Genomic DNA, 18859 nt, shown 5'->3' on the forward strand with positions numbered 1-18859 from the left:
AGCTTGACTGCTTCCTCTTTGAATTCCTTATCATATTTGCGCATCGTAAACACCTTCCTGTATTTCTTATTCTATCACTTTTGGGTGTTTACTCTCTGCACTTCTATGATATCCCTCCAGAGATTCCTGCACGGTTGCACCCCTACGTCCATCACTTCAATCATGGGCGACCGATGCCGCCCAGCACATAAGAACCCAGTTCAGTACAGGACTGAACTGGGCCTTAAAATCATGTTGTTTTTAGTTGTTGCCTATTTTTATTTGATACTGGCGGCTGTGACTTATGTCCAAACGTTCTCCCTTTAGATGCTGTCCGAAATCGAGTTATATCGAGCACGATCAACCACCTTCGCGGGAGTTAGACATTACTCTATAGGGACAAGACCGGATCACCCATAGAATAGGTGCCAGATTCGGTCCTGCAAGTGACTATACTCTTATTTCAGCATAGCCCCAGCGATGACGGAACGCTGAATCTGGTTGGTTCCCTCATATATTTGGAAGATTTTTGCGTCGCGCATCAGCTTTTCCACCGGGTACTCCCGGCTATAGCCGTACCCACCGAATATCTGCACCGCGTCCGTAGTGACCTTCATAGCACAGTCACCGGCGTAGGCCTTGGCGGCAGAGGCGGCTATCTGGAAATTTTCCCCTGCATCACACAGACGGGCGGCATACAGCATCAGCTGCCGGGCGCTTTCCTCGGCAATCTTCATATCTGCCAGCATGAACTGGATGCCCTGGTTGGCCGCGATAGGTTTACCAAAAGTAACCCGGGTCTTAGCGTAATCGGCAGCCAGCTCAATGGCGTGGCGCATGATGCCCACCGCGCCGGCGGCACAGTTGACCCGGCCTCGCTCCAGCACCTTCATGGCTGTGATAAAGCCGCGGCCCTCCTGACCCAGCAGGTTCTTGGACGGAATCCGTACATCCTCAAAGATCACGTCCGTGGTGTTGGACAAGCGTATGCCGAATTTGTCCTCTTCCTTGCCGCTCTTCACACCCCTGGATCGCTCCACGATGAAGGCAGACAGTCCCTTGACGCCCTTGCTTTTATCGGTCACAGCAATGACAACGAAGATGTCGGCAATGCCGCCGTTGGTGATAAAGCACTTGGTACCGTTCAAAATGTAGTCGTCACCGTCCCGTACAGCCGTGGTGCGCACGGCGGCGGCGTCGGAACCAGCCTGGGGCTCTGTGAGGCAGAAGGCTCCCAGGTGCCCTTGGGCAATGAAGTCGCCGAAGTACTGCTTCTGCTCTTCGCTTCCCGCGTTCATCACTGCCTTGACCGCTAGATCTGATGCTCCGAAGGTAGTGCTGAAGCCCGCCTCATAGGAGGAAAGTTCCTCCTGCACGATGCAGTAGTCTTCATAGCTCAGTCCAATGCCGCCGTACGCCTCGGGGAGTTCCAGCAGATGCAGGCCTATCTCGAAGCCCTTGCGAACCGCTTCCATGGGCACCTCGCCTTTGCGATCGTACTCCGCCATAATGGGTACAACTTCTTTTTTCATGAAGTCGGCCACCATGCTCTTCAGGCTCAGTTGATTTTCTGTGTACAAACTCATAAATAACCTCCCGCGCCCTCAGGCGCTCCGTTTGATGGTAGTTTGGCGTTCCGTCAGCCCTCAGGGCAGCCGCTCAAACACGCCTGCGGCACCCATACCGCCGCCGATACACATGCTAACCATACCGTAGCGTCCGTCACGGCGCTGCAGCTCCCGTATCACTTTAACCGTCAGCAGGGAGCCGGTGCACCCCAGTGGGTGGCCCATAGCGATGGCGCCGCCGTTAACGTTGACCTTCTTCTGATCCAATCCCAGGGTGTTAATGCAGGCGAGAGACTGGGCGGCGAATGCCTCGTTAAGTTCGATGATATCCATATCCTCCTGGCGGAGCCCGGCGATCTTCAGCGCTTTGGGGATGGCTGCAATGGGGCCGATCCCCATCAGCTCAGAGGGCACCCCCGCTACGGCGAAGCTGATAAATTTCGCAATGGGCCTTACCCCCAGCTCCGCAGCTTTCTCTCCAGACATGAGTATAACAAAAGCCGCACCGTCGCTGGTCTGAGAGGAGTTGCCGGGAGTCACGGTTCCGCCCAGCTTAAACACGGTGTGCAGTTTGCCCAAACTCTCCATCGTGGTCTGAGGACGGATACCCTCGTCCTCCGCCACGGTTCGCAGCCCCATACGGGTGTGCCCTGTCTCGTCTACATAAGTGGTGACCGCCTCTACAGGAATAATTTCCTGGGCAAATTTCCCTTCCGTCCGGGCGGCGTTGGCCCGTCGGTGGGACTCCATGGAAAATTCATCCTGCATCCGGCGGGTCACACCGTACTGTTCCGCTACATTTTCGGCAGTGATGCCCATAGCAGTGTAAGCGTCCGGCTGAGACTGGATCAGATCCGGATTGGGGGCAACGATGTTGCCGCCCATGGGAATAGTGCTCATCAGCTCGATGCCGCCGGCAATTATCACCTCGGCCTGTCCCGCCATGATGGCATTGGCAGCGGTGGCAATGGTTTGCAGACCGGAAGAGCAAAATCGGTTTACGGTCTGGCCAGGGATATCCACCCCGGGGATAGCCTTGGATATCACGATCTTCGCCAGGTTCATGCCCTGCTCCGCTTCTGGGAAAGCGCAGCCCACGATCACGTCATCAATATGCCGGGCATCCAACTGCGGGACCTGCTTCAGTACGCCGGAGAGCACCTGTGCGCCTATATCCTCGGGGCGGGAGAGGCGGAACACGCCCTTGGGGGCCTTGCCGATGGCTGAGCGGCCCAGGGCCACGATTACTGCATCTTTCATTTCACGTACCCCCTTAATTCCTGAGCGGTTTGCCGGTGGTCAGGATGGCCCGGACCCGCTCCAGCGCCTGCTTGGTCACGATCAACTTAGCATTGCCCTCGGCTTCCAGATCCAGCAACTCTCTCTCGCTTACCAGAGTACCCTTGGGAACGTCACCGCCGGTAACCACCCTCGCCAGAGCAGAGAGCACCTCCACATCGTAATCGCTGATCATGTTGCCCTTGCGCATGGTAGAAATCATATAATCCAATGCGGCCCTTCCGCTGATGCCGGTAACCTTGACGGGCTTGGGGGCCGTCTGGTGGAAGCCGTCCACGCTCATGCGCAAAGCCTCCTTCTTAGCCTCTTCTACCAGCTGATCGCGGTTCATCACGATGCGGTCGGAGTCCCGCAGGAAACACATATGTCGTGCGTCAAAGGCGTTTTTGGACACTGTGGCGGTGGCAATGGTCTTCCACACCTTCTGAACCACGGGATTCAGGTCTGGGAAACCGAAAGGCTTCACCTTCTCCATGCAACGGTAGAGATATTCCTTTACACCGCCGCCGCCAGGGATGATGCCTACCCCGACTTCTACCAGCCCCATATAGCTCTCGGCATGGGCCACTACCCGGGAGCAGTGGAGGGCAAACTCCAGGCCGCCGCCCAATACCTTGCCCGCCACTGCGGCAATCACGGGCTTTTGAGCGTATTTGAGCCGCAGGCTCACCTTGTGGAACCTTCTGGGGGACTCCTTCAGTGCCTCATAGTTGCCCGCCTCGGCGTTCTTGAGAAATTGGGTCAGGTCCGCTCCCGTGAGGAAGTTCGTTCCCGCATTGGCCAGCACCAAGGCACGATACGCCGGGGTCTGTTCCACCAGGTCCAGCGCGTCCAGCAGATGCTCCATAAAGGACTCGTTGATGGCATTTCCCTTGGTCCTTATCTCCAGGCAGAGCACCCCGTCGTCTAGGTCCAGCAGGGCGGAGTCGCCGTACTCCTTCACTGTGGGATACTGAGCGGAGAGCCGCCGGTCCAGCGGGTCGATATTGTAGAAGGATGTCTCTCCCCGTCCGAGGCGTTCCTCAATCCACCGGGGGATGGCAGCGCCCTCGTCCCGCATCCGCTGTACCGAGCGCTCCACACCGATGACATCCCAGGTCTCGAAGGGACCCAACTCCCAGTTGTAACCCCACTTCATGGCTTTGTCGATGTCCTGATAGTTCCATGCGATTTCCTCGGCCTTTTCCGCGCTATAAAGCAGAAAGCCTTTGGTACTCTCCCAAGTGAACCGTCCTGCGTCGCTGTCATCCCAGAGAAGCTTGTTCAGCCGTTCCCGAGTATTCCGGCCCTTGAGGGCCTCCTCCACAATGGGGATCTTCACGCCCTTCTTGGGCACATACTCCTTCCGTTCCGGATCCCACACCAGCTTGACCTTTTTTCCGCTTGGGTCGGATGCCTTCATGTAGAAGCCGCCCTTGGTCTTGTTTCCCAGTTGACGGTTTTGGTACATCTCATGGATAAATTGGGGAAGCTCAAAGGCACTCGCTTCCTCGGTATTGCCGGCCTCCAGCAGCTTTTCCCGGACGTTCCCCGCCACATGATAGAGGATGTCCAAACCCACCATATCTGTGGTGCCAAAGCTGGCGCTACGGGGACGCCCTACCACCGGGCCAGTTAGATAGTCCACGGTCTCGACGTCATAGCCGTACTTGAGCATGAGCTGGAAGGTCTGTACGCTCTTATATACGCCGATGCGGTTGCCGATGAAGTTGGGTGTGTCCTTGGCCACCACCACGCCCTTGCCCAGCACCCGCTCGCCAAACTCCTTCATAAAAGCCATGCGGTCCGGACAGGTCTCCTGGCCGGGGATCAGTTCCAGTAGGTGCATATACCGGGGTGGATTAAAGAAATGGGTACCCAGGAACTGCTTGCGCATCTCCCGGGGCAGTCCCTGAGCGATGCCGGTGATAGAGACACCCGAGGTATTGCTGCTGATGAACGCGCCAGGCTTGAGATAGGTACGTATCTTCTCCAGCAGGTCTTGCTTGGCCTTCAGATCCTCGATGATGACCTCCACCACCCAATCACAGTCCCTCAGAAGTTCCAAGTCGTCCTCCAAGTTGCCCACCGTAATCAGAGTTGCGTGCTCCGGGTCATAGATGGTGCCCCGCTTGGGGTCGCATACCCGTTCCTTGCCGCCTTGGGCAAAGCGGTCGCGGAATGTGCGGCTTTTGGTATCCACTCCCTTGATCACGTCCTCCTCGGTCAGCTTTGGGGGAACGATGTCTAAAAGGATGACGGGAATACCGGCGTCTGCGACCAAGGCCGCGATACCCGCACCCATGGTGCCGGCTCCGATTACGGCCGCCTTTTGGATGCTGAAGGACGTTGTTTTATTGATGCAGTCCATCCTGTTCACTCCTTTGCAAGTTTAAACGACTCCTTAGAGATACGATTCCGATGTAAGGCAGAACCGGTGTGCTGAGGTTGAAAGGGACTCCTGGCACAGAAAATATGCAAACGGCATGCCAATTTTCAGACGGCCAGCCATTTTCCGTATACTGTGCTCTGCCGGCAGATCCGCTTCCGCCCCTGTCCAAAACTTATGAAAAAATTGGATAAACCTGTTATGCCTTGTATATGGGAAGTTGGCGTGTTACAATAACTATACTTGGCGCAAAACAAACACAAAGAGGGGGGAGATAGGCGCTTTATGAGACCTCGGATACTGATTGCGGATGACGAACCAACAATTCGCAAGCTGTTGAAATTAGAATTTGAACGTGCCGCCTTTCTGGTAGATCTGGCGAACGACGGAAATATGGCCCTCACCCTACTGCAGAATGTACGGTATGATGCTGCCGTGCTGGATATCAGCATGCCGGTCTGTGATGGCCTGCAGGTGCTTCGGGCCATCCGTCAGCAGGGCCTACCCATGATTGTCGTTATGATGACTGCCTACGGCTCCATCGACGGGGCGGTGACCGCCATGAAGATGCAGGCTGACGACTATATCACCAAGCCCTTTGATCCTCCCGATCTGGTGGAAAAGGTGGAGCAAATCCGAAGGGTCCGCCAACGGATGGCTCAGCTGGGGCGTCCCCACGCTGTCCAGACGCCCACGCTGATTGGGAAAAGCGCCGCCATAGTGCAGATCCGTACCACTGTGGAGAAGATACGCAACCGCAACACCACCGTACTTATCACGGGAGAGAGCGGCACCGGCAAGGGTGTGGTGGCCAAATACCTCCATCTGACCTCGGACCGCCGCAGTCTGCCCTTCACCCACATCGACTGCGCCTCTCTCCCCCATAATTTGATTGAGAGCGAGCTGTTCGGCTACGAAAAAGGGGCGTTTACCGGCGCAACCGCCCAGAAGAAGGGCAAATTAGAGCTTGCGGGGCAGGGCACCCTCTTTCTGGATGAGATCGGCACTCTCTCGCCCGAGCTCCAGGCCAAGCTGCTGGTGGCACTTCAGGAGCGGCGCTTTACCCGCTTGGGCGGTACCCAGGATATCCCCATCGAGGCCCGAATCGTGGCCGCCACCAATGAAAATCTAGAGCAGTCGGTGGCCGACGGCACCTTCCGGGCGGACCTCTACTACCGCCTGAGCATCGTGTGTATCGAGTGTCCGCCCCTGCGCAACCACCGGGAGGACATCCCCGAGTTGGCGCGCACCTTCATCCGCTCCCACATGGAAAAAACGGGGGTCGCCCTTGAGAGGGTGGACGACGATATCTTCGATGTGCTGATGGCCTATGACTGGCCGGGTAATGTGCGGGAGCTGGAAAACACGCTGGAGAGCGCCGTGGTTCTGTCCGACGGGCGCCACCTCCACGCCTCGGACCTGCCGAAAAAGATTACCTCCTGCGCCGGGGGACATAGCGCCTGCGCCTCCCCCCTCTCTCTGGAAAATCAGGAGATTATGGCCATTCTGGCCGCCCTGGAAAAGCACGGAGGCCACCGGGAGCATACCGCCCAGGAGTTGGGCATCTCCCGTCGGTCTCTGCAGTACAAGCTGGCGAAATACCACCTGAACAAATGACTTTATCAATAGAATTACGGCTCCGCAGACCACAAAGTGGTCCGCGGAGCCGTTTCCAATCCTGCGCTTTTCTACCGACAACCCCATACGTTTGTGCAAAATATGCCGTTTCTATTGCTCCACATGTACCAAAATTGCACAACCTTAGCGGCACGCTTTCCCGCGCGATACCGGCACCGGCTCCATTTTTCGACAAAAGCGCCCTTTCGCAGGTTTGGCATCGGATTTGCTTTTTTGTCTGACGTAAGGCAGTCCGGCGCATCGTTTCCCACAGAGGTACACACAGACCGGCACCGCAAGCCGGTCACCCCTGCAGAGGCAGGAAAGCGAGAGGGGACCGCATTCAGGCGGTCTAGGTACGGGCGGTGAGCCGCCCCACAGAAAGGAGCTTAATATTATGTCAACACTGCAGAAATCCTTTGACTGGAAAGCGTTGTTAGCCCTCGGTCTTGGATGCGTTGTCGGCTGGTCCTGGGTCATCTACAGCGGCATGTGGGGAAGTCTGGGCGGAACCATGGGCGGCGTTCTGGCCTTCGTCATTGTAGCCATTTTATGCAGCTTCGTGGGCTTGGTCTACGCAGAGCTGTCTTCCACCTACCCCAAGGCAGGCGGCGAGGTCATCTTCAGTATCGAAGCCCTTGGGCTAGGGTGGGCCAGAGTCGCCCAATGGATGTGTCTGCTGAGCTGGGTCGGCTTGCTGGCGGTGGAGGCCATCGGCATCCCTGTCATCCTCACCACCATCGGCTTTACCGTTCCCCAGGTGGTTCCGCTGTACCAGTTTGCCGGTGAAACCGTTTATCTGTCCTACATCCTCGTCTCCATCGGTATCAACGGTATATTTGCCGTCATCAATATCCTGGGCGCTTCCATCTCCGGCACTGTCCAGAAGTGGGCGGTCTATCTCTTGCTGGCCGCCGCCGTATTCTTCTGCGTCAGCGGCATCGCCCTCGGTGAGCCCGCCAACATGGAGCCGTTGTTCACCACACCCCAGGCCGTCTTCACCGTGTTGCTGATGCTGCCAGGCTTCATGTCCGGCTTTAATGCCATTCCCCAGGCCGCAGAGGATGGCAAGGTGCCCCATAAGATGGTGGGTCGCGTGGTCATCATTACCATTTGGGCCGCCGCTATCTTCTATCTGATGATCGTCCTGGGCCTGGGCTTTGCCGCCCCGCTGGAGGTTCGCTCTGGCGCCGGTCTGGCGGTGCTTGAAGCAGTCACCGTCCTCTTTAACGGTTCCATCGTGGCCCGCACTTTTGTGGCCATTGCCGCTCTTCTGGGTATGCTCACTACCTGGAATTCCGCCTATGTGGCTGGCAGCCGTCTGTTAGTGGGTCTGGGCCGGGCCAAATTTCTGCCCGGAATCTTCTCTGATATACATCCCAAATTTAATACTCCTTATAAGAGCATCTTATTCCTGTTCATCCTCAGCAGCCTTATGGTCTTCATGGGCGCGAACATGACCATTTTCGGCATTCTGGCGGACGCGCTGTCTCTGAACGTGGTGCTGGAGTGGGTACTGACCTCGGTATGCTTCTTGCGTCTACAAAAGATCCGTCCCGATTTGCCTCGCCCCTACCGGGTCAAGCATCCCAAACTGATTGGCTGGATCTCTCTCCTGTGCTGTCTGGCATTTACGTGCCTGTATCTCCCCTTCTCTCCCTCGGGTCTGATGCCCATCGAATGGGGTGTTTTGGCTGTGTATGTAATCTTCGCCCTCATCATCGATCAAGTCTGGAATCGGAAGAACAAGAGTTCCCTGGAGGAACGCCGTCAACTCTTGGGTCTCAACGATATCGAAACAGAGTAATGACAAAGGGAGGTAAAAAAATGAACCCGCATCGTGAAGAATACAGCAAGAAGAAAATCAGCGTGGAACAGGCGCTCTCCATGGTCAAGTCCGGGGACATGATCTGGACCTCCTACAACGGCCTGGAGCCTGCCGCCTTTATGAGCAAACTCCACACCATTGCACCGCGGGTGGAGAACGTGGTTCTGCGCCATGCCGGCGTCTACCGTCCCTATCCCTTCGTGATGGATCCCGCCTGCAAGGGCCATATCATCCCCTGTACAGGCTTCTCCGATGATTATACTCGGGCCATGCACGACACCAGGAACACCTGGTTCATGCCCGCCCATCTGAGCACTGGCTTCGCCCGGGCCGGATTGGAGGAGACCGGGATTGACATCTTTGTCTGTATGGTCTCTCCCATGGATGACCAGGGCTACTTCCGCATGTCTCTGAGCGTCATCGCCGAGCAGGAGGCCGCCGAGATGGCCAAGATGATCATTCTGGAGGTCAACCCCAATCTGCCCCAGACCAACGGCGACGTGGAGATTCATATTTCCGATGTGGACTACCTCTATGAGAGCAACGAGCCCATCGTGGCTTTTGAGGAGGGTGCCCCCGGTGAGGTGGATATGAAGATCGGCAAATACGTAGCCGACCTGGTGCCCGACGGAGCCACTATCCAACTGGGTATCGGCAACATCCCCAACGCTGCCGCTCTGTACTTCATGGAGAAAAACGACCTTGGAATTCACACCGAGATGATCACCAGCAGCATGGCTAAGTTGGCTGAGGCCGGCGTTGTCAACGGCAAAAAAAAGACCCTCCACCGGGGAAAGATCATCGGGAACTTTGCCCTGGGCTCCCAGGAACTGTACGACTTTATCGACCAGAACCCCGCCGTCTGGCTCATGCGGGGCTCCTACACCAACGACCCCTATGTCATCGCGCAGAACGACAACATGATCTCCATCAACTCCGCCATCCAGGTGGACATGATGGGTCAGATCTGTTCTGAGAGCATGGGTCCCATCCAGTATACCGGCACCGGCGGCGCGGCAGACTTTGCCATTGGCGCCAACCACGCCAAGGGCGGAAAGGCCATCATCGCTATCCGCTCCACTGCTAAGAAGGGCACGATCTCTACCATCCAGCCCATACTTACCCCCGGCTCCATCGTCTCCATCAGCCGCAATGACATCGACTATATCGTCACCGAGTACGGTATTGCTAAAATGAGAGGCGTCCCCGTCTCCGGCCGTGTGGAAAACCTGATCAACATTGCCCATCCCGACTTCCGTGACATGCTGCGCGCGGGTGCAGAGCAGTATAAACTTTGGTAAAATAAGAAAGGAGAAGCACTATGGAATACCTGTCTTTGAAGAAAGAGGGCCACATCGGCATTATTACCCTGGACCGTCCCCCGGTTAACGCCCTGAACTATCAGGCCTACAGCGAGATTTTCGAGGTCTTCGAACTGGTGGCTCAGGATCCTGAAATCTGGTGTGTCATCTTCCAGGCCAAGAACAAACTCTTCTGCGCCGGAAACGACCTGAACGAATTGGACGAGACCGCTCAGAGCGGCGCCGAAGACACCCACGAGATTCCTTACGGCGATATGGTGGAAAAGGGCCTGACCTCTGTAATCAAGTGCAAGGTACCTGTTATTACCTGTGTCCACAGCACCGCTGTGGGAGCCGGCTTCTGCATCGCCACCTACTCCGATATCGTCCTAGCCGCCCCCGAGGCTAAATTCGGCATCACCGAGGTCACCGTGGGCATCATCGGCGGCGGGCCCGAAGCCAGCCACTCTCTTCCGCCAAAGGTAGTCCGCTACATGGCCCTGACCGGCAATCTGCTCACAGCCCAGCAGGCCAAGGACTACAACATGGTCATGGATATCGTCCCCCAGGATCAACTGCTGGAAACTGCCATGAAGTTGGCCAAACGCATCATCTCCCTGCCGCCCTTCACCGTCAAGTGCATGAAGGAATCCCTGAACAACATCTATCCCCCCGCTCACATTGCTGATCTGGTGGCCTTCGACGGGGACAAGACGATGCAGTCTCTAGAGTCGGAAGACTATAAGGAGGCCCTGCGCGCCTTCCTGGAGAAGCGTCCCCCAGTCTATCACGGCAGATAAGCCCGTATTCGGGACCTGCCCCAGACGTCTTCGTGTCCGGGGCGGGTTCCCTTTTATAGATGAAGCTATACTCCGCCTCAGACGGACAGGAGATGAGCACCTATGCTGTTTCACGATCCCAGTTGCCGCGCCGAAGTCACATTGAAAGAGAACCACGCTATGGGGATGTACCGCCTATGTCAGTTGGACTGGGTCGCCATCTGTACCAAAACCAACCAGGGCGCAATTTATATCGACGCCCAGCGGGACGAGACCGGGGCCGCGGGAGATATCCCCCAACGCTTTCTGGATCAGTACGGCCACGAGCTGACCTGCGACGATGGGATGCAGCTCTTTCAGATGGAGGACTGCTACTTCCGCAAGATCCCCATCCGCCGGGATGCCAGCTACAGCGTTTTCGCCTTGTATTGCCGCAAAGGAGAAGATATCAGCCCGGCAAATCTGGAGTGGCTGCAGATTTGTTCCGAGTTGAAGTACGCCTATACCCTGCTGAACAACGAGTCCATCCAGGAGCGGGACCTATCGGAAAACATCGTAGACAGCATTGAGAGCGCCATCGTGGTCTTGGACCTGACCGGAAAGGTAGTCAGCTGCAATGGAAACATCCGCCACATGTTTGGCATTGGGGTAAGCACTCTATTGAGCCGGAATTTCCTGACCTGTATCAACCCCGCCTGCCGCGACGCTTTTAGCGAGTGCTTCCAGCGGATAACACAGCTTGGTCAGCGCCAGCTTCTGGGGGACATAGCCCTCTTTCCGAACACCGACCGCATCGTCAATGCCACCCTGTCGCCCCTGCGGAACAGCAAGGGTCATCTGGTCGGGGGGGTGCTGGTGGGAAACGACGTAACCAGTCTGCGTTCCATGGAGCACGAGTTGCAGCAGAGCAAGCAGTTCAGCCTTCTAGGTCAAATTTCCGCCGGACTGGCTCATGATGTAAAAAATCCCCTGATGAACATTAACGGCTGCGCCGGCGCTCTGTTGCGCAATGGCGGCCTGTCGCCGGAGCATCAGGAGTTGCTCAACATTATTCTCCATGAGAGCGGCCGCATCAACAACGTCATCGAGCAGATGCTCTCCTTCGGCAATATCAGTGTCTCCCGCAAGCCGTCGGCTATGAATCTGAACGATGTGCTCGACAACTGCGTGCGCATCATCAATCGGCAGAAAAACGGCAAACAGATCGATATGGACGTGGCTTTGGACCCGTCCATCCCCACACTGATTGCAGACAGCGGCGGTCTGCAGCAAGCGTTTCTCAATGTGCTGATCAACTCCGTGGAGGCCATTCAAACCAGCGGAACGATTCGGGTCTGCAGCCGCCGACTGCCCCGCACGGCCCAGGTCTCCATTCAGGACACCGGCTGCGGCATCCCGCCGGAGAAGATTGATCATCTGTTTAAGCCTTATTATTCCACGAAAGCGAGGAATGGCGGCTCCGGCCTGGGTCTTTTTGTGGCCAAGCGAGTATTCGACCAGAGTAAAGCTATCGTATCTATAACATCCGAGCAGAACATCGGCACAACGGTAACGGTAACGTTCCCGTTGCCGGAGCCTCTGCCAGCGGAAGGAGAAGAATGCCATGGAATATAAGAAAACAGCCTTTCACTGTGAGGCGGGAGTGGCCACCATCACAATGGACTGTCCAGAAAACCTCAACGCCATCGATGTGGATATGGCCAAAGAACTGCTGGAGCGTCTTTACCAGTGCGACCGGAGTTCAGAGGTCAAGGTCGTCGTGCTCAAGGGCGGTGTCAGAGCCTTCTCTGCCGGCGGGGACATCCGCTATCTTTACGACAATATCCAGCGGGGAGTTGTTGAATCCTCCGAGCTGGTCGTTTTGGTAGGCAAACTGGCCCTGGTCATGAAGCAGCTGAACAAGCTGGTTATCTGCGCGGTCAGTGGCTCCGCCGCCGGAGCCGGGGCCAACCTGGCCCTGTCCGGAGACTTTGTGGTCTGTTCGGAAAACGCCCGGTTTATCCAGGCGTTTGTGGGCATCGCTCTGGTACCAGACACCGGCGGTCCCTATCTGCTCAGCCGAAGCATCGGCGCTCAGCGGGCCCTTGAGATGTGCATTACCGGTCGTCCTGTTCCCGCGGAGGAGGCCCTCCGGCTGGGGCTGGTCCACGAGATCTGTCCCAGAGAGGAACTGGAGGAGCGCACCATGGCCTTGGCCCGCAAGTTGGCCGCCGGGCCGCTCTTCGCCTATACCAACATCAAAAAGCAGGTCTATGGCGCCGCGTTCCACGACTACGACCGTTACCTCCATCAGGTGGAGGAGACGACAATGAACTCCTGCGCGGACACCCACGACTACAGGGAGGGCGTACGGGCTTTTGTGGAAAAGCGTTCTCCCCAGTTCAACGGGACCTAGTGGCGATGCCCTGTCCCGGATGCCTTTTATGAGGAGGAATCTGCTTCATGTTTGATGAACTGATCTCCGCCGTCACCGATACGGCGGCTTTTTCAGAGAGTTTACACAGCTATCTCTCTCATTTTTCCTTCAACTCCGCCATCATCCTGATCATGATGATCTTTATGGTCGTGGGCGCGGTGGACAAGATCCGCGGCAATCGGAAGGGCTATGGCGCCGCTTTTGACGAGGGCTTCCATGCCATGGGCCCCCTGGCCGTTGCCATGGTGGGCGTCATCGCCGCCGCTCCGGTGCTGTGTATGATCCTCCAGCCCATCATTACCCCCATCTACGCTCTCTTCGGCGCCTCGCCCGCCGTCTTTGCCACCACGCTGCTGGCCAGCGACATGGGCGGCTACTCTCTGGCCATGTCGCTGGCTGGCTCCGACCAGGCCATCGGCAATTTTGCCGGACTGATTGTAGGAACCACCATGGGGTGCATCATCCTCTTTGATATTCCTGTAGCCCTGTCCATTGTTCCGAAGAAGGACCGCTCCATCCTGGCCTGTGGTATACTGTGCGGCTTGGTCACGGTTCCTCTGGGCTGTCTGACCGGCGGGCTGGCTATGGGCCTGACGCCCTATTCGCTGAACCTGCTGGCCCTCATTCAAAACATTATCCCCGTCACGATCATCGCGGTTCTGATCGCCATCGGGCTATGGTTCAAACCGGAAGCCATGATGAACGGCTTCGACAAATTCGGCGCAGTGGTCACTGCCGTCATCACCGTCTGCACCGTTGTCGCTGTGTTCCAGTACCAGACCGGCATCCGCTTCCCCCTGGCGGAAATCATGGTAGCTGAGGATGCCAATGGAATGTCTCCCCTGAAAGAGAGCCTCATCACCGTGGGCAACATCGCGCTAGTGCTCATTGGGGCCTTCCCGATGGTGGAGTGGATCAAGCGTACCTTTCGCAAGCCGCTGATGTCCTTCGGCAAGCTGCTGGGCGTGGATGAGACTGCCTCCGCTGGGTTCGTGGCCAATCTAGCCAACAATATCCCGGTATTCAACATGGTCAAGGACATGACCCCCAAGGGCAAGCTACTGAACATCTCCTTCGCCGTGTGCGCCGCCTTTGTCTTCGGTGACCACCTGGGCTTTACTGCCGGCGTCAATCAGGATATGATCCTGCCGGTAATCGTGGCCAAGCTCACCTGCGGCATCTGTGCACTGATCCTGGCAAACCTGCTCTCCGACAAGCTGCTGGGCAAGGCGGCCAAACTCTGACCCGGAGGGATGGTCGCCCCTGACGGCCGCAGCCTTTGCACCCGTACGCCCTAGTACTGCGCGCGGAAGAGAGGAGGACTGGATGGCGCGAGAAGAGTGGATTCCCCTAATAAAACTGGCAATCGCGATCTACGTGAGCGCTGCGGTATCTGAGCTATGTGGCTTTCCCTCTCCGCTGACCGCGGTGTTCAGTGCGGTGTTTCTCATGGCATATGGCAATACGATATACGGTGCTCTGGCCTACGGCCTGCTGCGAATCAAGGCACAGCTGCTCGGCATTGTCATCGGAGCCCCGGTGTTTTTCTTCCTAGCCCGCTTTGATGGCATCCCCAAGGCACAGCGACTGGCCCTCGGCCTATCGGTCAGCGCGTTTCTTATCCTGCTGGTCGGGCGAATCAGGAAACTGGATATACCGGACATGACGCTGTACTCTCCCGTGCTTATGATACAGTTCATGACCGGCGGCGATTCTTTCTATCCGGTAAAACGGCTTCTCTACTGCCTAGTAGGGATTGCAGTAGGGGTCGCTGTGAATATTATCGTGTACCCGCCAAGACATCGCGCAGCCCTGACCAGGTCTGTGCAGGAGATGGACCGCGCTCTTACGGCATTATTTGTGGAGCTGCTGGAGCACAAGCCGGTATCGGGCGTCGATTCTCAGAAGCTGGAGCATCTGCGCAGGCTGGCGGAACAGGTGCGGCATTACGCGGGTCTTATGACAAAAGATTATTTTCTGGAACGGGACAAGGACAGGTGTCAGCGCTTTGCCCGATTCTGCCGGGGAAAAGCCGACTCCTGTAGTGCGCTGCTGGAGCTGCTGGCCAATCTGCCCAACGCAGAGGGACAGAAGGACCAAGGAGGATACGCCTGCTTTTTGAGGGCACTATTCCAGTCCCACCTGCAGCTGCTCTCCGGAGACCGTGAGGTCTGCCTTGCGGCTCTTGGGGAACTCCCGATTAACATTCCCTTCCACGAGCTTACCCTCTGGCACGGGCTATGTACCTACAGGTCGGTACTGAAGACCCATCTCATGCGTTCTGATGAATACAATGCCTGCACCGGCAGGGAAGGGGCCGTGGGCCGGAACTTCTTTGAAACAAACGGCAAAAACAGAACCAAATTACAGCAGGAGGAAACAAAATGAATATCTTAGTATGTGTCAAACAGGTGCCGGACACGACGGAGATTCGAATCGACCCTGTGAAGAACACGTTGATTCGGGACGGGGTACCGAGCATTGTGAACCCGTTCGATGGCTATGCACTGGAGGCAGCAGCCCGGATCAAGGACAAGGCCCCAGAGACTAAGATCGTGGTGGTCACCATGGGTCCGCCTCAGGCTGCGGCGGCGCTGAAGGAGTGCCTTGCCATCGCAGCGGACAAAGCATACTTAGTGAGCGCACGGAGCTTCGGCGGGTCAGACACTCTGGCCACCAGCTACATCCTGTCCAACGCTGTGAAGAAGATAGAGACGCTGGAGGGTAAGTTCGATGCCATCTTCTGCGGCAAGCAGGCGATCGACGGAGACACGGCCCAGGTGGGGCCGGAACTTGCCGAGCACCTGGGCTATCCCCAGGTGACTTACGGCCTGGAGGTTGAGGCGGAGGAAAGCATGCTTATAGTGAAGAAGGAGACTGAGGAGGGAGCAGAACTCATAGGTGTGCGTACCCCCTGCGTGGTCACCTTCACCAAGCCCGCTTGGGACCCCCGCTACCCCACCATCAAGCGGAAAATGGCGGCCAACCGGGTAGAGATCCCGGTGCTGGACGATGCCATGTTTCCGGGGATCGATGCCGCCCGCATCGGCCTGAAGGGCTCTCCCACCCACGTAAAAAAGACTTTTGTGCCCCAAAAGAAGAGCGGCGGCACGAAGATTCAGGAAGCAACGAACGAGGACTCCGCAAAGAAGCTGTTTCAGGCTCTGCGCGAGGCCAGTATCATCTAAGGGAGGGAAGCGCAATGGAAGCCAAAACGAAAGACCTTTGGGTATTTATAGAGACCAATGGGGATGGCACTGCCAAAAACGTGGGTCTGGAACTGCTCACCCCCGGAAAGGCCATGGCGGCCAAACAGGGCGGAGCTCTGACCGCTGTGGTCATCGGTCATCACACGGACGCGGCTATAACCGCTGCCGCGCAGCACGGAGCAGACAAGGTAATCGTAGTGGACGGCCCGGAATATGAACACTACACCACCGACGCCTACGCCATCGCTTTGTGCACCTTGGTGGAGCAGTACGGCCCCACAAGCATGCTCATTGGCGCCACCAACAACGGTCGGGATCTGGGCCCCCGGGTGGCCTGCCGCCTGAAGACCGGCCTCACCGCAGACTGCACCGCCCTGGACATTGACGAGGAGTCTGGTAACGTGGCCTGGACCCGCCCCGCCTTTGGCGGCAACCTGATGGCCACCATCCTCTGCCCGGACCACCGGCCCCAGATTGGCACCGTGCGTCCCGGCGTGTTTAAAAAGTCCGCCCCCGTGGCCCTCAGGGCTGAGATTATCCGCGAAAAACTCCACGTCCCCGCCGAGCAGATCCGTACGCAACTTCTGAAGGTCATTCAGGAGGCAGCCGGAGCGCTGGTAGACCTGGAAAGCGCGGAGATCATCGTCTCTGGCGGCCGCGGCGTGGGCGGGCCCGAGGGTTTTGAGCCTATCCAAGCCTTGGCCAAAGTCCTAGGCGCCACTGTGGGTGCCTCCCGCGCCGCCGTAGACTCCGGCTGGATCCCCCACAGCCATCAGGTGGGTCAGACCGGAAAGACCGTAGGTCCCAAACTCTACATCGCTTGCGGTATCTCCGGTGCCATCCAGCATTTGGCCGGTATGTCCAGCTCCGACGTCATCGTCGCCATCAACAAAGATCCCGATGCCCCCATCTTTGACATTGCAGACTACGGTGTTGTTGGCGATCTTTTTCAAATCCTTCCTGCCCTTACCAATGAGATCAAGAAGGCCCGCGGCCAGGGATGCGATAATTAATCGAGGGCTTCCGCTCCAAATTCCGGTCAGCGGCATTCACCTGCATATACCTTTTGAACATGCAAAAAACGGCCCGCAAAACGCGTGTCTTTCTTTTGGAGTTTCGCGCCCTTTTGTCGCTCCGTCCTTCGGTGATCAAACTGCTCGGCGGAAATAAATTCCGCCTCCGCCAAGGGTTTCGCCTTTGGGTGAAAACACTTGCACCGCGCAAAAGCGCCGCCCACCGTGTAGGGCCCGTATGTTCCAAACAGCTTTTTTGCCGCATTGAGGCAAAGCAAAGTCCTGTCGCTGCAATAGCGGCAGGACTTTTTCTTATAGAAAAAACCACTGGCGGGAAGCGTCGCACAACCTTTTCCAGCACCGCCGGGTATGGCGTATGCGGGAACGACACATGCGCGCTATTTGGACCCGGTCAAATTACGGAGGTGGAGATAGACCGTATTTTTGGAGATACTCAACAATTCCGCCGTACGCACCACGCTGTCCTTCAGGCTGAAGATCCCCTTTTCGTAGAGTTCGGAGACGATAGCCCTGTTTTTCAGATTGGCGGGAATTTTTTCGTTTGCACAGACCTGCTCCTTGACCTGGCGCACCGTGGCGTCAATGACATCGCCGATGTTGTCCGAGAATATCTCAGGGATGCTTTCCGGCGGCTGGTGCTGGCGGGGCGTAAGCGAACTGATCACATCGGCCAGGGGGGTGTTCAGATAAAAATTCATACACATCAGGCCGATAACTCGTCCGCGCTCGCCGTGGATGGCGATCGTGGTGGACTTGAGGGGTTCGTCCCGTTTGTTCTTTGTAAAATAGGAAATATAGGGAGGGTCTCCACCCGTCTCCTTAATGCGGGACAGCATCTCCAGCGCCAGATCGGTGATGGGGGCCCCCTCCCTGCGGCCGGTGTGATAGCCATTTAAAATCTTAATGACTGAACGGTCCAGATTTTCCAGACTGTGCAGCACAATCTCGTAGCCGCTGCCCAGATAGTCACTCAGGCCTTCCGCCATGGTCTTATAGGACTCCAGGATCATCCGATCCGCAGGTGTGAGTGAAACGGCAATTTGCTCCATAAACATCCTCCCAATTTTGCAAGTAAATAAAAAAGTGGAGTCAAAAGGTGACAAACAGAAAACTTTATAGTCTAGAAGTCAACAAAGCGTTCCCAAAACTAAAATAAATTTTACCACCATTCCAATTTGGATGCAAGCAATTGTGAAATATTTTCCAATAAAACGACAATAATGCAAAAAACCAGAAAAATCGGCCGCCAAAATAATTAATTTTTTTTATTGAAAAAGATTGACAATGAAAAAAAGTTCATTTATAATCAGCAATGTAGGAAGCAGGACGCAACGGGCAAAGGTGCATCAGGTACCCGGCTCAGTGCGTCCATTTTCATTATCCGGCAAATCCAAAAACGCAGCACTGCAAGAGCAAAGAACTAAAACTGCAAAAACAGCTTATGCCCCTCACCAAACAAAG

Annotated in this window: 14 protein-coding genes; 10 read left to right on the forward strand and 4 right to left on the reverse strand. The window is 56.5% G+C overall.

Features of this window, described 5'->3' with window-relative positions; translation table 11 throughout:
* Positions 1-437: 437 nt before the first annotated feature.
* The 3 genes from H8S57_RS12825 to H8S57_RS12835 are packed head-to-tail and all read right to left on the reverse strand — an operon-like array spanning position 438 to position 5196.
* On the reverse strand, positions 438-1565 hold the full coding sequence (locus H8S57_RS12825) for an acyl-CoA dehydrogenase family protein (protein WP_186908429.1): 1128 nt from the start codon (positions 1563-1565) through the stop codon (positions 438-440).
* A 60-nt stretch (positions 1566-1625) separates the two neighbouring features.
* The gene (locus H8S57_RS12830; protein ID WP_186908430.1) at positions 1626-2807 is read right to left on the reverse strand and encodes an acetyl-CoA C-acyltransferase; all 1182 of its coding nucleotides are present in this window, start codon (positions 2805-2807) and stop codon (positions 1626-1628) included.
* 13 nt (positions 2808-2820) lie between these two features.
* On the reverse strand, positions 2821-5196 hold the full coding sequence (locus H8S57_RS12835) for a 3-hydroxyacyl-CoA dehydrogenase/enoyl-CoA hydratase family protein (protein ID WP_186908431.1): 2376 nt from the start codon (positions 5194-5196) through the stop codon (positions 2821-2823).
* A 303-nt stretch (positions 5197-5499) separates the two neighbouring features.
* On the opposite strand from H8S57_RS12835, the gene H8S57_RS12840 reads away from it, so the two are divergent.
* The 10 genes from H8S57_RS12840 (at position 5500) to H8S57_RS12885 (ending at position 17377) form a co-directional block, all read left to right on the forward strand.
* Positions 5500-6831 carry a sigma-54-dependent transcriptional regulator gene (locus H8S57_RS12840; RefSeq protein WP_186908432.1) on the forward strand — a complete coding sequence of 444 codons (1332 nt, stop codon included), beginning with the start codon at positions 5500-5502 and terminating at the stop codon, positions 6829-6831.
* Positions 6832-7228: 397 nt separating this feature from the next.
* Positions 7229-8638, forward strand: a complete 1410-nt coding sequence (locus tag H8S57_RS12845) for an APC family permease (RefSeq protein ID WP_186908433.1) — start codon at positions 7229-7231, stop codon at positions 8636-8638.
* A 20-nt stretch (positions 8639-8658) separates the two neighbouring features.
* On the forward strand, positions 8659-9960 hold the full coding sequence (locus tag H8S57_RS12850; protein ID WP_186908434.1) for an acetyl-CoA hydrolase/transferase family protein: 1302 nt from the start codon (positions 8659-8661) through the stop codon (positions 9958-9960).
* Positions 9961-9980: 20 nt separating this feature from the next.
* A complete protein-coding gene (locus H8S57_RS12855; protein WP_186908435.1) occupies positions 9981-10760 on the forward strand; it encodes an enoyl-CoA hydratase/isomerase family protein in 780 nt (259 codons plus the stop codon).
* Between the two features lie 102 nt (positions 10761-10862).
* Positions 10863-12353 carry a two-component system sensor histidine kinase NtrB gene (locus H8S57_RS12860; RefSeq protein ID WP_186908436.1) on the forward strand — a complete coding sequence of 497 codons (1491 nt, stop codon included), beginning with the start codon at positions 10863-10865 and terminating at the stop codon, positions 12351-12353.
* Complete coding sequence (locus tag H8S57_RS12865; RefSeq protein ID WP_186908437.1) at positions 12343-13134, forward strand: enoyl-CoA hydratase/isomerase family protein; 792 nt, start codon at positions 12343-12345, stop codon at positions 13132-13134. The genes H8S57_RS12860 and H8S57_RS12865 overlap by 11 nt, the downstream gene beginning before the upstream one ends.
* A 47-nt stretch (positions 13135-13181) precedes the next feature.
* Entirely contained in the window at positions 13182-14399 is a 1218-nt protein-coding gene (locus H8S57_RS12870) for an ethanolamine utilization protein EutH (protein WP_186908438.1), read from the forward strand.
* Between the two features lie 82 nt (positions 14400-14481).
* On the forward strand, positions 14482-15543 hold the full coding sequence (locus H8S57_RS12875; protein ID WP_186908439.1) for an FUSC family protein: 1062 nt from the start codon (positions 14482-14484) through the stop codon (positions 15541-15543).
* Positions 15540-16343, forward strand: a complete 804-nt coding sequence (locus H8S57_RS12880) for an electron transfer flavoprotein subunit beta/FixA family protein (RefSeq protein WP_186908440.1) — start codon at positions 15540-15542, stop codon at positions 16341-16343. Before H8S57_RS12875 ends, H8S57_RS12880 begins: the two co-directional genes overlap by 4 nt.
* A gap of 14 nt (positions 16344-16357) precedes the next feature.
* Complete coding sequence (locus tag H8S57_RS12885; RefSeq protein ID WP_186908441.1) at positions 16358-17377, forward strand: electron transfer flavoprotein subunit alpha/FixB family protein; 1020 nt, start codon at positions 16358-16360, stop codon at positions 17375-17377.
* A 398-nt stretch (positions 17378-17775) separates the two neighbouring features.
* Here H8S57_RS12885 and H8S57_RS12890 read toward each other — a convergent pair whose 3' ends face one another.
* Positions 17776-18447 (reverse strand): helix-turn-helix transcriptional regulator, encoded by a 672-nt coding sequence (locus tag H8S57_RS12890; protein WP_186908442.1) that lies wholly within the window; start codon positions 18445-18447, stop codon positions 17776-17778.
* Positions 18448-18859 lie beyond the last annotated feature (412 nt).

This window comes from Lawsonibacter hominis (assembly GCF_014287895.1).
GTDB lineage: Bacteria > Bacillota > Clostridia > Oscillospirales > Oscillospiraceae > Lawsonibacter_A > Lawsonibacter_A hominis.

Bases quoted from the DNA above. Each gene is read 5' to 3' on its own strand.
- H8S57_RS12875 (WP_186908439.1), top strand. From the start codon at position 14,482: ATGGCGCGAGAAGAGTGGATTCCCCTAATAAAACTGGCAATCGCGATC.
- H8S57_RS12870 (WP_186908438.1), top strand. From the start codon at position 13,182: ATGTTTGATGAACTGATCTCCGCCGTCACCGATACGGCGGCTTTTTCA.
- H8S57_RS12860 (WP_186908436.1), top strand. From the start codon at position 10,863: ATGCTGTTTCACGATCCCAGTTGCCGCGCCGAAGTCACATTGAAAGAG.
- H8S57_RS12840 (WP_186908432.1), top strand. From the start codon at position 5,500: ATGAGACCTCGGATACTGATTGCGGATGACGAACCAACAATTCGCAAG.
- H8S57_RS12890 (WP_186908442.1), bottom strand. From the start codon at position 18,447: ATGGAGCAAATTGCCGTTTCACTCACACCTGCGGATCGGATGATCCTG.
- H8S57_RS12855 (WP_186908435.1), top strand. From the start codon at position 9,981: ATGGAATACCTGTCTTTGAAGAAAGAGGGCCACATCGGCATTATTACC.
- H8S57_RS12850 (WP_186908434.1), top strand. From the start codon at position 8,659: ATGAACCCGCATCGTGAAGAATACAGCAAGAAGAAAATCAGCGTGGAA.
- H8S57_RS12845 (WP_186908433.1), top strand. From the start codon at position 7,229: ATGTCAACACTGCAGAAATCCTTTGACTGGAAAGCGTTGTTAGCCCTC.
- H8S57_RS12880 (WP_186908440.1), top strand. From the start codon at position 15,540: ATGAATATCTTAGTATGTGTCAAACAGGTGCCGGACACGACGGAGATT.
- H8S57_RS12825 (WP_186908429.1), bottom strand. From the start codon at position 1,565: ATGAGTTTGTACACAGAAAATCAACTGAGCCTGAAGAGCATGGTGGCC.
- H8S57_RS12885 (WP_186908441.1), top strand. From the start codon at position 16,358: ATGGAAGCCAAAACGAAAGACCTTTGGGTATTTATAGAGACCAATGGG.
- H8S57_RS12830 (WP_186908430.1), bottom strand. From the start codon at position 2,807: ATGAAAGATGCAGTAATCGTGGCCCTGGGCCGCTCAGCCATCGGCAAG.
- H8S57_RS12835 (WP_186908431.1), bottom strand. From the start codon at position 5,196: ATGGACTGCATCAATAAAACAACGTCCTTCAGCATCCAAAAGGCGGCC.
- H8S57_RS12865 (WP_186908437.1), top strand. From the start codon at position 12,343: ATGGAATATAAGAAAACAGCCTTTCACTGTGAGGCGGGAGTGGCCACC.